The sequence below is a fragment of the Mycobacterium sp. genome (assembly GCF_049647605.1).
Taxonomy (GTDB): Bacteria; Actinomycetota; Actinomycetes; order Mycobacteriales; family Mycobacteriaceae; genus Mycobacterium.
Window position 1 is genome coordinate 1 of the sequence record NZ_JBARXZ010000035.1, and the last position, 14335, is coordinate 14335.

Annotated in this window: 13 protein-coding genes; 6 read left to right on the forward strand and 7 right to left on the reverse strand. The window is 66.1% G+C overall.

The window, feature by feature from the left end; translation table 11 throughout:
* Positions 1 to 573: complex I subunit 4 family protein (locus WBB07_RS05055; RefSeq protein WP_526305362.1), on the forward strand; the 573-nt coding region annotated here is incomplete at its 5' end.
* Positions 570 to 2144, forward strand: coding sequence for an NADH-quinone oxidoreductase subunit NuoN (gene nuoN / locus WBB07_RS05060; protein ID WP_526305364.1), 1575 nt, complete (start codon positions 570 to 572; stop codon positions 2142 to 2144). The genes WBB07_RS05055 and nuoN, both read left to right, overlap by 4 nt.
* Here the strand turns inward: nuoN and WBB07_RS05065 are convergent.
* The 4 genes from WBB07_RS05065 to WBB07_RS05080 are packed head-to-tail and all read right to left on the reverse strand — an operon-like array spanning position 2137 to position 6179.
* Positions 2137 to 3165: an agmatine deiminase family protein gene (locus WBB07_RS05065; RefSeq protein ID WP_526305366.1), complete on the reverse strand. Its 1029-nt coding sequence runs from the start codon at positions 3163 to 3165 to the stop codon at positions 2137 to 2139. The two genes, nuoN and WBB07_RS05065, sit on opposite strands and share 8 nt — an antisense overlap.
* On the reverse strand, positions 3162 to 4871 hold the full coding sequence (locus WBB07_RS05070; RefSeq protein ID WP_526305383.1) for an amidase: 1710 nt from the start codon (positions 4869 to 4871) through the stop codon (positions 3162 to 3164). The genes WBB07_RS05065 and WBB07_RS05070 overlap by 4 nt, the downstream gene beginning before the upstream one ends.
* 57 nt (positions 4872 to 4928) lie before the next feature.
* Positions 4929 to 5543: an NAD(P)H-dependent oxidoreductase gene (locus WBB07_RS05075; protein WP_526305368.1), complete on the reverse strand. Its 615-nt coding sequence runs from the start codon at positions 5541 to 5543 to the stop codon at positions 4929 to 4931.
* 33 nt (positions 5544 to 5576) lie between these two features.
* On the reverse strand, positions 5577 to 6179 hold the full coding sequence (locus WBB07_RS05080; protein WP_526305370.1) for a TetR/AcrR family transcriptional regulator C-terminal ligand-binding domain-containing protein: 603 nt from the start codon (positions 6177 to 6179) through the stop codon (positions 5577 to 5579).
* A 43-nt stretch (positions 6180 to 6222) separates the two neighbouring features.
* Here WBB07_RS05080 and WBB07_RS05085 point away from each other — a divergent pair, with 43 nt between their 5' ends.
* Positions 6223 to 7362: a phosphotransferase family protein gene (locus tag WBB07_RS05085; protein WP_526305372.1), complete on the forward strand. Its 1140-nt coding sequence runs from the start codon at positions 6223 to 6225 to the stop codon at positions 7360 to 7362.
* Positions 7353 to 8474, forward strand: a complete 1122-nt coding sequence (locus WBB07_RS05090; protein WP_526305385.1) for an Rv3169 family protein — start codon at positions 7353 to 7355, stop codon at positions 8472 to 8474. The genes WBB07_RS05085 and WBB07_RS05090 overlap by 10 nt, the downstream gene beginning before the upstream one ends.
* Before the next feature lie 6 nt (positions 8475 to 8480).
* Here WBB07_RS05090 and WBB07_RS05095 read toward each other — a convergent pair whose 3' ends face one another.
* Entirely contained in the window at positions 8481 to 9458 is a 978-nt protein-coding gene (locus tag WBB07_RS05095) for a TIGR03617 family F420-dependent LLM class oxidoreductase (protein WP_526305374.1), read from the reverse strand.
* A gap of 25 nt (positions 9459 to 9483) precedes the next feature.
* Between WBB07_RS05095 and WBB07_RS05100 the strand changes: the two genes are divergently transcribed.
* Complete coding sequence (locus tag WBB07_RS05100) at positions 9484 to 10833, forward strand: flavin monoamine oxidase family protein (RefSeq protein ID WP_526305376.1); 1350 nt, start codon at positions 9484 to 9486, stop codon at positions 10831 to 10833.
* Positions 10834 to 10928: 95 nt separating this feature from the next.
* A complete protein-coding gene (locus WBB07_RS05105; RefSeq protein WP_526305378.1) occupies positions 10929 to 12356 on the forward strand; it encodes a PE-PPE domain-containing protein in 1428 nt (475 codons plus the stop codon).
* Here WBB07_RS05105 and WBB07_RS05110 read toward each other — a convergent pair.
* A complete protein-coding gene (locus tag WBB07_RS05110) occupies positions 12342 to 13280 on the reverse strand; it encodes an alpha/beta fold hydrolase (RefSeq protein ID WP_526305379.1) in 939 nt (312 codons plus the stop codon). The genes WBB07_RS05105 and WBB07_RS05110 overlap by 15 nt on opposite strands.
* A gap of 94 nt (positions 13281 to 13374) precedes the next feature.
* A partial coding sequence (locus tag WBB07_RS05115) for a S1C family serine protease (protein WP_526305381.1) occupies positions 13375 to 14335 on the reverse strand: 961 nt, incomplete at its 5' end.

The window sequence follows — 14335 nt, forward strand, 5'->3', positions numbered from 1 at the left end:
GGCTTCATCATCCTCGGCATCTTCGTCATGACCAGCCAAGGCCAAACCGGCTCCACCCTCTACATGGTCAACCACGGCATCTCCACCGCCGCACTGTTCCTCATCGCCGGATTTCTGGTCTCCCGCACCGGAACCCGCCTCATCGATGAGTACGGCGGTATCCAGAAGGTGGCCCCGGTGCTGGCCGGCACCTTCCTGGTGGCGGGTCTGGCCACCCTGTCGCTTCCCGGCCTGGCGCCGTTCATCAGCGAGTTCCTGGTCCTGATCGGCACCTTCACCCGGTACCCGCTGTTGGCTGTCATCGCCGCCACCGCCCTGGTGCTCTCCGCGGTCTACATTCTGTGGCTCTACCAACGCATGATGACCGGTCCCGTCACCGACGGTCACAAAACCCTCAAAGACCTGATACCCCGTGAAATCGCTGTCGTCGCCCCGCTGATCGCGCTACTGCTGCTCCTGGGCATCTATCCCAAACCCGCCCTCGACATCATCGATCCCGCAGTCGGACACACCCTGACCACCATCGACCAACACGACCCCGCTCCCCGTGTCGCGGAAGGACCCGTGCGATGAACGCGCCCAACGTCGAGTACTCCCTGATCCTGCCGATGCTCATCGTGTTCGGGGTTGCCGTGGCCGGAGTGATGGTCGAAGCCTTCCTGCCCCGATCGCTGCGGTACCGAACGCAGGTGACGCTCGCCCTCGGCGGGTTGACGGCCGCGTTTGTCGCCGTCGTCCTCCTGATCCACGATCTCCACGGGTCCGTGGGACAACTCTCCGTGATGGGAGCCGTTGCCATTGATCCCGCGGCGTTGTTCCTGCAGGCAACCACCCTGCTGATCAGCGTGCTCGGGGTGTTGCTGATCGCTGAGCGCCGGATCCCGGCGGCACACGAGTCCGGCAGTGCGGCCACCGGTTTGGATGCGTTCACTCCGCATGCTTCGGCGATCGCGGGCAGTGTGGCGGAGAAGACCGCAGCCAGGGTCGGGATCGTGCAGACCGAGGTGTTCCCGCTGATGATGTTTGCCGTCGGCGGGATGATGCTCTTCCCGGCCGCCGACGATCTGCTGACATTGTTCATTGCGCTCGAAGTCCTGTCGCTGCCGCTGTACCTGATGTGCGGGCTGGCCCGCCGGCAACGCCTGCTGTCACAGGAAGCAGCCCTGAAATACTTTCTCCTCGGCGCCTTTTCGTCGGCGTTCTTCCTGTACGGGGTGGCGCTGATGTACGGCTACAGCGGAACTCTCACCCTGTCCGGAATCGCCGATGCCATCGCCACCGGGGAATCTGGCAGTTCGACGATGGTGTTGATCGGTGTCGGTCTGCTGACAGTCGGGTTGCTGTTCAAAGTAGGTGCGGCGCCGTTCCATTCGTGGATTCCCGACGTCTACCAGGGCGCCCCCACCCCGGTCACGGCATTCATGGCCGCCGCCACCAAGATCGCTGCGTTCGGCGCAATGCTGCGAATCTTCTACGTGGCACTGCCGGAGCTCCGCGACGACTGGCGGCCGATGATGTGGGGCGTGGCGATCCTGACGATGGTGGTGGGAACCGTCACCGCCGTCACCCAGACCGATGTGAAACGCATGCTCGCCTATTCGGCGGTCGCGCATGCCGGGTTCATCCTCACCGGTGTCATCGCGCTCAACGACAACGGTCTATCCGGGACGCTGTTCTATCTGTTCGCCTATGGTTTCTCCACGCTCGGCGCGTTTGCGGTGGTCGGATTCGTACGCACCCGCGACGGCGAAGAAGCCACCTCCCTGGCACAGTGGGCTGGGCTCGGACGCCGTTATCCCTTGGTGGGGGTGGTCTTTTCACTATTCCTGCTGGCCTTTGCCGGCATACCGCTGACCAGCGGGTTCGTCAGCAAGTTTGCGGTGTTCAAGGCCGCGGCCGAGGGTGGTGCCATCCCCCTGGTTATCGTGGGTGTCATCGCCAGCGCCATCGCCGCCTACTTCTACGTCCGGGTGATCGTGCTGATGTTCTTCACCGAACCACCCGAGGATGCACCCGAGGTCGTCACTCCCAGTTCGTCGAGCCTGGCGGCGATCACCGTCGCCGCCGCGGTGACATTTGCCCTTGGCGCGCTGCCGCAACCGCTGCTCGACCTGGCCGGCGACTCCGCGCTGTTTGTCAGGTGAGCGGTACCGGCTGCTGTTGAGTGATGCAGTGAATGCCGCCGCCGCGCTCGAAGAGCGGCCGTGCATCGACGGACACAACCTGCCGGCCGGGATAGTGTTCGGCCAGGATCGCCGCCGCTGAAGCATCATTGGTGTCCCCGAAACTGCACGCGATCACGCCGCCGTTGACCACAAGATGGTTGACGTAGCTGTAGTCGACAAAGCCGTCGGCATCGGTGAGAGTCGTGGGGGCGGGCAGTTCCGTGATCTCCCAGGTTCGGCCGGCCGCATCGTGGCTGTCCCGCAGCGCCGCCAAAATCTCGGCCGAGACAGCGTGATCCGGGTGTGACGGATCGCGTTGGGTGTGCACCAGAAGCTTGCCGGGCGAGGTGATCACGGCGACGATGTCCACGTGTCCGCGGGTCCCGAATTGTTGTGAGTCCCGGGTCAGGCCGCGAGGCAGCCACACCGTGTGAGTGGCGCCGAGAGTCCGGGCCAGTTCCGCTTCGACGTCGGCCCTGGTGAGTCCGGGGTTGCGCCCGGGATCGAGTTGCACGGTTTCGGTGACCAGCACGGTGCCCTCGCCGTCGACGTGGATACCGCCGCCTTCGTTCACCAGTGCCGAGTTGACGGTGGGAGTTCCCGCCCGATCGGCCACCAGCGCACCGATCTTCTCGTCGCGATCCCACTGGGCCCAGTCTTGGGCACCCCAGCCGTTGAACACCCAGTTCACCGCCGCCACCGAGCCGTCCTGGTCATGCACGAAGGTCGGGCCGATATCGCGCATCCAGGCGTCGTTGAGCGGCGCTTCGACCGTCGTGATGTCGCTGGACAGGTACTTGGCGGCCACGGCTGCCTCTGCCGGGTCGACCACCATGGTCACCGGCGCGAACTCGGCGACCGCGTGTGCGACGGCGGCCCAGGTGCTGCGCGCCTCGTGGTGTGCCGCCTCGTCGTCTCCCAGCGTGTAGCCGGATGCGGGAAACGCCATCCAAACCCGTTCCTGCGGAGTCCATTCGGCAGGCATCATGTACTGGCTCATCGTGGCAACTCCGGGGTCCGGGGCGGAACGGTACGGCGCGACCCGGTGGCCTCGAACGCCGCGGCAACAGTGAGTAACGCTGTGTCATCGTAGGCCCGACCAGCGAAGGTGAGCCCGACCGGCATCCCGATATCGGCCATGGTGCCCATCGGCACGGTCACCGTCGGGATGCCCAGATGCCGTGGCACCAGGTTCCCGTTGGCCACCCACACACCGTTGCTCCACCCGCGATCGGCGGACTCAGGGTTGACGTCCATGTCCGCAGCTCCGACGTCGGCGACCGTCGGAAAGATCACCGCGTCCAGGTTCAGGTTGTCCATCCACTGTTCGAGGTCGATTCGTCGGGTCTCCTCGAGGCCGCGCAATCCGTCCTCCAGATGCGGGATGTCGAGGAACGACTCGATCGGATTGGCCTGGATGAATTCGGGATAGTCGTTGATGTTGTCGTCGAATCCCTCGGCGCGGTCCGGCAGGGCGCCGGCCGGGTGCACCCAGATCAGACTGCCGTCGACATCGGCGAGACGACTCAGGTTGGGGTCGTTGTTGGCGCGCAGGAAGTCGTCCCAGGACCAGGCGGACAGATCCAAGATCTCGCGCGCGAGGAAGTCCGGGCTGACCAGGCCCCGCGTGCGAACGGTCGGCGCTCCGGGTCGGTCACCCTCGTAGTTGGTGACGACGGGGAAGTCCACCCGCACCACCTCGGCGCCGGCACTGCGGAGATCGTCCTCAGCGGCACGGTAGAGGTCCATGATCGACTCGCGGGTGTGGATCGGCTGTCCCGTGGCACCGCCGATCCCCCGGCCGTCGCCGGTGCCGGCCTCCGGGTCGGCGTTGATGTACATGGCGGGTACCCCGAAGCGCTTCCCTGCCAGCACTTTACGGGCACCGTCGGCGTCACTCGGGCGTAGTTCGGGATAGGATCGGGGGCGCACCGCGGATGCGGCGGGAAGGCTGATCCACGGCTGGGCGCGCCACAGGTCGCCGCGGGTATCGGGGTCGTCGGCGACCACCACGTCGAGAATCTCCAGCAGGTCGGCCATGGTCCGGGCATGGGGCACCACCACGTCCATGGTGGGGACCAGGGGCCAGTTGCCCCGCACCGAGATCACCCCACGAGACGGGGTGTACGCACACAGCGCATTGTTGGTGGCCGGTGCCCGCCCACTCGACCAGGTTTCTTCGCCCAGGCCGAACGCCGCGAAGCTGGCCGCGGTGGCGGTTCCCGAGCCGTTCGAGGAGCCGGAACCGAACGCCGAGGTCAGATAGGCACCGTTGTACGGACTCTCCGCGCGACCGTACAGACCGCGCTGCATGCCCCCGTTGGCCATCGGGGGCATGTTGGTCAAGCCGATCAGGATCGCGCCGGCAGACCGAAGTTGTTGCACGGCAAATGCATCGCCCTGGGCGACGAGGTGTTCGAAGGCGTGTGACCCCGCCGCGGCGGTCAGTCCGCGGGCCAGAAAGCTGTCCTTGGCCGTGTAGGGAATACCGTCGAGCGGGCCCAACGTCTCACCGCGCGTGCGCCGGCGATCCGACTCCCGGGCTTCCTCGACGGCCTGCGGATTGAGCACCACCACGGCGTTGAGCACGGGCCCGCGTCGATCGTAGGCCTCGATGCGCGCCAGGTACGCCTGTACCAGGCCCTCGCTTGTCAGGGCTCCAGCTTCCAGGGCGGTGCGCAATTCGGCAATGCCCGCCTCCACCACTCGGTGGCCGGTCACGGGTTGATCGTCTTCATGGGTCCGCCCTCGGTTCGGTGTGGATCAGCCCCAGCTGTCAGCACACTTCAGCAACTCTGCACGAACCAGATCCACGGGGCGGTGGAAATCACCCGGTTGGGCCGGAGGTTCGGTGTGCACCACAAAACCCTCGACGGCCATGCTCATGAAGCCGCCGAGGATGGCAAAGAACGGCCCGAGAACAAAGTCGGCCTGCGGGTCGGCGCCGGTCGGTGTGGCACGAGCCGAGACCACTGCCACCGGTTTGTCGCGTAGCGGGGCAATCCCCTCCTCCGGCGGTGAGGTGCGCCCGTAAACGTGGACGTAGTCGACCCATGCCTTGAGGGTCGACGGCAACGAGTAGTTGTACATGGGTGCGCCGATCACCACGGCGGCGGCGCCGGCGAGCTCGCCGAGCAGTTCTTCCTGGAGTTCAACAGCCTCGGGTGCGGGCTCGGCACCGCCTGCAGGTCGCAGTGCCGCACTGAAATGCAAGGTATTGGTCGGCAGATGCGGCAGCGGATCGGTGTGCAGGTCACGTCGGCGGATCTCGCGCCCCGCGCCGGATGAGGCCCAGCGCTGCGCGAACTCGGCGGTCAGTTGTCGGGACGCCGACGTGTGCAGATCGGCAGACGAATCGAGTTGCAGTATGTAGGCCACAAGCACGTCAGTCTAATTGGCGAGGCTGCATCGCTACTTCTTCACTCCGTGCACCACAATCGCGCTGGTCTGCGCCACCCAGGTGTCATCGAGTTCCCCGCCGGGGCTCAACAACAGCCTCATCAGCGTGGTGCCACCGATCACCTCGACCAGGCGGTCCGGATCGATGTCGTCGTGCACCTCCCCACGATCGACGGCGTCGGCCAGCCGCGCCCGGATCACCCCGAACACGTCACCGAATCGGGCCATCACCCGACTGTTGAGTTCGGCATCGGCAGCCATGTCGGCGACCAGGCCGGGCAGGGCGGCACGAACCACGGGGCTGACAAAAACGTCCCGCGCACCCGCGATCATCGCCTCGATGTCCGCGGCGATATCCCCCGCCGGCATCTGCAGGGCCGTCGGCGCCGCCGGAAACGCCGCCTCGTGGACGATCTCGGCCTTGCTCGACCAACGCCGGTACAGCGCCGTTTTGGTGGTGCCGGCACGGTCGGCGATGGCCGCCATCGTGATGTTGGCATAACCGATTTCGACAAGCAGGTCCGCGGCGGCAGCGAGTATGGCAGCGTCAATGCGCGGATCGCGGGGTCGTCCGGCGCCCGGAGGCTTGTCTTCGGCGTGGATGTCTGCTTTCATATCGCTACCCACCGTATCGTAATAGTTTCGCGGAGGATCACTTATGGCCACAGAACCGGCTGTCGAAGACGTCGGCCGACTACAACGCTCCAGCCGGGATGTCACCGCCCTGCCGAAAGTGCTCTCCGAGTGGCTGTCGTCCGTCATGCCGGGAGGCGTCACCCCGGATGTCACGGTCGAGAGCGGAATCGACTCCAACGGAATGTCTTCGGAGACCATCGTGCTCACCGGCCGCTGGGAACAGGACGGCAACCAGGTGGAACAGCGCTGGGTCGCCCGCGTCGCCCCCACCCCCGCCGATATCCCGGTGTTCTCCGCGTACCGCCTGGACCACCAGTTCGAGGTGATGCGACTGGCCGGCGAACTCACCGACATCCCGGTCCCCAACGTGCGCTGGCTGGAGAACACCGGCTCGGTGCTGGGCACACCATTTTTCTTGATGGACCATGTCGAGGGCAGCGTGCCGCCCGATGTCATGCCGTACACGTTCGGCGGAAACTGGTTCTTCGATGCCACCCCCGATGAGCAGCGCACGCTCCAGGACGCCACCGTCGAGATCCTCGCCAAGCTGCATTCAATTCCTGATGCCACCAACACCTTCGGATTCCTGACCCAACACCACCCACCTGGCGACACCGCCCTACGCCGCCAACTCGGCTGGCTCCAGCAGTGGTACGAGTTCTCGGTGCCCGACATCGGCCGGTCACCCCTGGTGGAGCGGGCGCTGCGTTGGCTCGAGGACAACTTCCCCGAGGACGTGGCAGCGGGCGAACCCGTGCTGGTGTGGGGCGACTCCAGAGTCGGCAACGTGCTCTACCGGGACTTCCGGCCGGTGGCGGTGTTGGACTGGGAAATGGCCACCGTGGGCCCACGAGAACTCGACGTCGCCTGGATGATATTTGCGCACCTGGTTTTTCAGGAACTGTGTGGACTGGCTTCACTTCCCGGAATGCCAGAGGTATTGCGCGAGGACACCGTACGCGCCACCTACCGCGAGCTGACCGGGGTCGAACTCGGCGACCTGTTGTGGTTCTACACCTACTCCGCGGTGGTCTGGGCCTGCGTGTTCATGCGCACCGGCGCCCGGCGGGTGCATTTCGGGGAGATCGAAAAGCCCGAAGATGTCGAATCGCTGTTCTATCACGCCTCACTGCTGAAAAGGCTGATCGGAGAATCCAACTGATGCTCGGTCCACTCGACGAATTCCCGGTCCATCAAATCCCGCAGCCGATTGCCTGGCCCGGATCCAGTGATCGCAACTTCTACGACCGTTCCTATTTCAACGCTCACGACCGCACCGGCGACATCTTCCTGATCACCGGGATCGGTTACTACCCCAATCTGGGCGTCAAAGACGCATTTTTCTTGGCACGGCGCGGCGACACCCAGACCGCGGTGCATCTGTCCGATGCCATCGACTCCGATCGGCTCAACCCGCATGTCGGCAACTACCGCGTCGAAGTCAACGAGCCCTTGCAGAAGCTGCGCATCGTTCTGGACGAAACCGACGGCATCGCAGCCGATCTCACCTGGGATGGCTTGTTCGAGGTGGTGCAAGAGCAGCGCCATATCCTGCGATCGGGCACCCGGGTCACCCTCGATGCACAACGGTTCGCTCAGCTCGGCGCATGGAGCGGACATGTGGTCATCGACGGTGACGAGATCACCGTGGATCCGGAGCGCTGGATCGGCACCAGGGACCGATCGTGGGGAATTCGCCCGATCGGCGAAGCCGAACCCGCGGGGCGGCCGGCGGACCCGCCGTTCGAGGGTATGTGGTGGCTGTATGTGCCGATGGCGTTCGACGACTTCGCCATCGTGCTGATCATCCAGGAGGATCCCAGCGGATTCCGCTCACTCAACGACTGCACCCGCATCTGGAAAGACGGCCGCGTCGAGCAACTCGGCTGGCCGCGGGTGAAGATCCACTACCACTCGGGGACGCGGATCCCCACCGGAGCCACCATCGACGCCACCGGCCTCGACGGGTCCCCCGTGCGATTCGAGGTGGAATCCAAACTACCGGTGCCGATTCACGTCGGCGGCGGCTACGGCGGTGACACCGACTGGATCCACGGGGTCTGGAAAGGTGAGAACTTCACCGAGCGGCGCACTTACGACATGACCGACCCCGCGATCGTCAGCCGCTCCGGATTCGGCGTGATCGACCATGTGGGTCGTGCGGTATGTCGCGACGGCGCCACCGAATGTGAGGGCTGGGGACTGTTCGAGCATGGCGCGCTGGGCAGACACGACCCGTCGGGCTTCACCGACTGGCTGACCGTCGCGCCTTAGACCCTGTCACCGGAGCTCGTCGACGATCTCGGCGAGCACGTCCACCGGAATCGGGCCGGGCTGATACAGGCAGGCTGTATCAGCCACGCCGTCAACACGTTTGCGAACATGCTCGGCGATCTCGGCGGGTGTGCCACACGCCGCGATGGTGTGTAGCATCTCGTCGTCGATCAGGGCGCCCATCTCCTGCCAACGGCCCTGTTTCGACAGCGCATGGAGTTCAGGCTGCAGATCACCCCAGCCGTGGACCTCCAACACCGGCCGGTACGCCGGCGTCGAACCGTAGAAAGCCAGCAGCCGGCGCACCGCGGTGTGGTCCTCGCCGGCCGACACGATGATCTCCGGCACCACTGCGAAGTCAGCCGCAACCCGCCCCGCGGCAGCCAGTCCCGCACGGACCGCGGGCATGGTGTTCTCGTGCAGGAACTTCGCCGAACCGAACGGCATCACCAGCAGCCCGTCGGCGTGCTCGGCGGTCGCCCGGGTCAGCCGGGGCCCCAGGGCGCCGACGTAAATCGGCGGCGGCCCATAAGGATTGGGGCCAGGGCTGAAGTTGGGGGTCATCAGTGTGTGTCGGTAGTAGGTGCCCCGGAAATCCAACCGGGAACCGGTGCTCCATGCCTCGAAGATCGCCCGCAGTGCGGCGATGAGCTCGGTCATCCGCGCCACGGGCTTGTCGAAGTCGGCACCGAACCGCTTCTCGATCTGGGTGCGGATCTGGGTACCCAGACCGAGAGTGAAGCGGCCCCGACTCAGCAACTGATGGTCGTTGGCTTGATGTGCCAGGTGGATCGGGTTGCGCGGAAACGCAATCGCCACATTGGTCATCAGGTCCAGCCCGCCCACCGTGGACGCCAATGTCAACGGTGCAAACACATCGCTGGGACCCTCGAATGTGAAAACCCCGGTAGCGCCTGCTTCTTTGAGCGCCTGCGCCCGGTTGATCGCATCGTCTACACCGAACAACGCCGTCTGGATCTTCACGACTGGAGCCTAATGCGCTTGACTGGTGTCCGTGCGTGATCGCGTCGACGTGGTGGTGGTGGGTGCAGGATTCGCCGGGTTGACCGCGGCGCGGGTCCTGGCGGCTTCCGGACACGAGGTGCTGGTGCTCGAGGGCCGGGACCGCGTCGGCGGCCGCACGTTCACCGGATCGGTGGCCGGCGTGCCCGTCGACCTGGGCGCGGCATTTGTCGGCCCCACCCAGGATGCGCTGCTCTCGCTGGCCGCGGAACTCGGCTGCCCGACAACACCGACGTATCACCGGGGTGTCAATCTGATCAACTGGCGCGGCCGGGTGCGTTCGTACTCCGGGACCGTCCCCTCGCTGTCGCTTGTCGGCCTGCTCGACGTGGCCCGCATCCGATGGCAGTTTCTGCGCATCGCCCGCACCGTCCCGGTATCCCGACCGTGGACAGCACCACGGGCCGGTGAGCTCGACGACCAATCGCTGGCCGACTGGCTGCACTCGGTGCGGGCGACGGCAACAACCCGGGACCTGCTGGCGATCATGTCCCGGGTCACCTGGGGATGCGAGCCCGACGACGTGTCGATGCTGCACGCCGTGCGCTACGTCAGCGCGGCCGGCGGGCTGGACCGCATGCTCGATGTCGTCGACGGCGCCCAGCAAGACCACTTCCCCGGCGGCACCCAGGAGCTGGCGCTCGAAATGGCACGCGCCCTGGGTGATCGGGTGGTGCTGTCGGCGGCCGTGGACGCCATCGAGCACTCACCCGACGGCGTGACCGTGGTCTCGGCGGCGGGCACGGTGGCCGCCCGTGCCGTGGTGATGGCGATACCACCACAGCACCGCGGCGCCATCACGTTCTCGCCTGCCCTGCCCACCGGTCCCGACCGGCTGGCCCGGGCGTGGCCACAGGGCGCACTGAGTAAGGCCTTCGCCGCCTACGCCCGCCCCTTCTGGCGGTTCGACGACAAATCCGGGCAGGCCATGTCGGATACCGGGCCGGTGTTCATCACCTTCGATGTGAGCCCCGACGAAGCCGACGGGCCCGGTGTCTTGCTCGGTTTTGTCGATGCCCGCGAGTTCGACGACCTGCCTGCGGCAGAACGCCGGGAACGGGTCCTTGGTGGCTTGGCCGCGCTCTACGGGTCTGCCGCGCTCAATCCGATCGACTACATCGACTTCAGCTGGGGAAACGAGGCGTTCTCGCCGGGCGGACCCACAGCCGCGGTACCGCCGGGCTCATGGACCACCGTGGGCCCGGGGCTGCGCACACCGGTGGGGCGGATCTTCTGGGCGGGCACCGAGACCGCCGACGAATGGACCGGTTTCCTCGAGGGCGCCATCCGCTCCGGGCGACGAGCGGCCGCTGAAGTCACCGATGTGATTGGCTGAATGCTGGCGCACCGATCGGCGCGGCACGTACTGTACCTTCGGCTCGGCAAACTCCGTTGCCGCCGAGGCAGAAGGTTCGCCGGGGAGGAAGCAGCATGAGCAGGGGTCAGTTGAAACGTGCGGTGGCACCCGCCGTCGTCGGGGGCGCGGCGCTGATGACAGCGGCCGCAGTGGCATTCACCACCACCGTCCCGCAGGTCGTGTCACGGGACAGTGTTGAACTGACGGCAACGGTGACCCCGGGCAGTGCAACCAACTGGAACGCCGACGGGATCGACCGGTTCTACGGAATCGACTGGAACGCCACCTATGGCCCGACGGCCATCGCCCCATTCCGGCTGGTGGAATTCTGGCAGGGTCCGGAGAACATCCTCAAGGCGCTCAGCGCGGCCCAAACCGACGGTAAGCCCGATGTGGTGGTGAGCTCCGGCCGCGGCGCCGGCAACGCCAGTGCGGCCATCACGTGGCTGGCACTCACCAACCGCGATGACCCACGGCTCACCGAGACCCTGTGGATCCTGGACAACAATGTCGACCGCCCCAACGGGGGGTACGCGGCCCGCTACCCGTTCTTCGCATTTGTCGGGGTGAACCCGGTGCCGGTGCCCAACGATCTCGAAGGTGTCCAGATCCTCGACGTCGGATATCAGTACGCCTGGAATTCCAGCGCACCGACCTATATCTCGAATCTGCCGGCCCTGCTGAACGCGATCATCGCCTACGGCTACCGGTACCGGCAGCAGGAAAAGCTGCCGATCCCGACGGAGATCCTCCGGGCCGACGGAACACTCAATCCCGAGGCATCGGGGCACTACATCATCGGCACCGACGGCCAGATCGTCGACCACAAGCCGCTGCCGGACCGCGTGACCACGGTGTACGTGACCTATCAGACCGACGACCTGCCGATGTTGCGGCCCATTCGCGACTTCGGCGGCGACCTCGGCAACGCGTTCGCCGACGTGGTGGAACCGCTGCTCACGGTGTTGGTCAATGCGTCCTACACGAACAACGATCCGCTGTCGGACCCGAGCGTCTACACCCCGATGCAGCTCTTTGCGCCGCCCCACGTGTGGTTCACCGCCGCGCAGCAGCTGCCGGGCGCCATTGCCGAAGGTTGGCAGCGGCTCCAGGAGCACCTCGGCGGTGTCGAGCGCATCGGCACCACGGCCACCACCCAGGCGGCGCCTGACGCCCCGCTCGCCGAGACCGTCAGCGCAGTCGAGGCAGAGCCCGTGCAGGACAAACCTGCCAAGAACGAACCCGTCAACGATGAGCCCGTCGAGAAGTCGGCGCCGGCCGGCACTGCGGAAACGTCGGACACAGACACAGATTCCCGTGCCGCCGCCCGGAACGCGAAGCGGCAGGCCGTCACCCGTGATACCGACAAGGCAGATACCGCCGAGCGGCCGGATCGCACCACCCGGGACTCCGATGACACCTCAACAACACCGAAGCGACCGAGCAAAGCAGACAAGGCCGACAAACCGGCCAAGGCCGATAAGCACTCAGCCGCTCAATGATGTTGCGCGGGTAGCGTTCTCCGCTAGCGCGCGCAGCTGCGCATTCACCTCGGCGGGACGCTCCAAGATGGCGCAGTGCCCACCGGGCAGCTCCACCAGTCCCGCGAGATTGGGGGCGTCGCGGGCGATCCGGCGCGACGAGTCGATGGGCAACAGCCGGTCACGTTCACTACCGATGACCAGAGTGGGCACCGTCAGGCCGTGTAACCGGATGTGGCGCTTCTCCATCGAATCGATGAGCATGCGTGCACAACCGGCGCGGCCGGCCGGCGGTGTCGAGGCGTAGAGCTCGTAGACGAAGTCGACGATATCGGGGGCGGCATCGTGGCCGACCGCCAGCGTCGCGACAAAGCGCCGGCTCGGAATGGCTGCCGCGCGCAGCGCCGGAGCACCGCCGAAGGCCTTCACGATTCGGCTGCCGACCGCCACCCGACCGCCGGCCAGCCGCGGGGCGACCGACAGGAACTTCACCTGCCGGACGATCTCTCCCGTTGTGGTGTTGATCAACGCCACGGCATCGGCACGCTCAGCAACCTTGTGCCGGTAACGTTCCGACCATGACGTGATGGCGATACCGCCCATCGAGTGGCCGGCGATGACCGCACGCTCGCCCGGCGCCAGGGTGGCCTCCAGCACGGCATCCAGGTCGGAGGCCAGGTGATCGAGGCTGTAGTGGCCGCGGGACGGGATCCCACTGCGACCATGGCCCCGATGATCGAATGCGATCACCCGGTGGTCCCGGGCCAGGTCGTTGATTTGTTCGTGCCACACGCTGATGGCGCAGGTGATTCCGTGCGCCAACACGATCGGATAGCCGTCGGGTGGGCCGAAGACCTCCGTGTGCAGCCGGGTGCCGTCCGCCCCGCGGACAACAACCGGCCGACTGGAAGGTAACTCGATTCGCCGTGCACCCCGTGCAACCATGGGTAAACCTCTCGCGACCAAGACCCGTGCTCCTTTGCTCGGATCGTCTGCCGAGTTTACTCAACAGCTGTCAAGTTTGCGTCCGTGTAGTAGCTCACGCCTGGCCGAGGGTGACCTCGGTGGTCTGCGGCTTTCCCGAGTCGTCCAGGTAGGTCAGCGACACCTTGTCGCCAGGAGCCTTGGAACGCACCGCCGCCACCAGAGCCTCCGGACCGTCGATCACACGGTTGTCGACCTTGGTGATCACTGAGCCACTGGGCAATCCGGCCGCAGCCGCGGCGCCGCCTGCCACCACATCGGCAACCGCCGCCCCATTGGCGGACTTGTTGTTGCCCAACTGGACCCCCAACGAGCCGTGAGTGGCCTTACCGGTGGAGATCAACTCGTCGGCGACCCGCTTGGCCTGGTCCACGGGAATCGCAAAGCCCAGCCCGATCGATCCGCTCTGAGAGTCGGACTCACCGCGACCCATGGTGGCGATCGCCGAATTCACGCCGATCAGTTCACCGTTCATGTTCACCAGGGCGCCACCGGAGTTACCCGGGTTGATCGCCGCATCGGTCTGGATGGCATCGAGCACCGACAGCTGGCTGTCCGGCCCGCCACCCGCGGACACCGGGCGATCCAGCGCACTGATGATTCCGGTTGTCACCGTGCCCTGCAGACCCAGTGGCGACCCGATGGCAACAACGTTCTGGCCGACCTTGACATCAGCGGAGGAACCGATCGCGATCGGCGTCAGCCCCGAGACACCCTGCGCGCGCACCACGGCAAGATCGCCGGTGGGATCTGTCCCCACCACGGTGAACGGCGCCGAAGTCCCATCGGCGAACAACACGGTGCGCTTGACCGCGGAGGAGCCGGTCGAGGTGGACTGGGTGGCCCCGTCACCGTCGGCGGCTGCCGCAACCACATGGTTGTTGGTCAGGATGAGGCCGTCGGGACTGAGAACCACGCCGGACCCCTCGCCACCTGCACGCCCCAGGTCGATCCGAAGCTGCACCACGCTGGGCATCACCTTGGCCGCGACCTGCTCCACCGAACCGGCGGGCAGG

Coding starts and splice junctions, on each gene's coding strand:
- nuoN (WP_526305364.1), top strand. CDS start 570: ATGAACGCGCCCAACGTCGAGTACTCCCTGATCCTGCCGATGCTCATC.
- WBB07_RS05065 (WP_526305366.1), bottom strand. CDS start 3,165: ATGAGCCAGTACATGATGCCTGCCGAATGGACTCCGCAGGAACGGGTT.
- WBB07_RS05080 (WP_526305370.1), bottom strand. CDS start 6,179: ATGAAAGCAGACATCCACGCCGAAGACAAGCCTCCGGGCGCCGGACGA.
- WBB07_RS05085 (WP_526305372.1), top strand. CDS start 6,223: ATGGCCACAGAACCGGCTGTCGAAGACGTCGGCCGACTACAACGCTCC.
- WBB07_RS05105 (WP_526305378.1), top strand. CDS start 10,929: ATGAGCAGGGGTCAGTTGAAACGTGCGGTGGCACCCGCCGTCGTCGGG.
- WBB07_RS05110 (WP_526305379.1), bottom strand. CDS start 13,280: ATGGTTGCACGGGGTGCACGGCGAATCGAGTTACCTTCCAGTCGGCCG.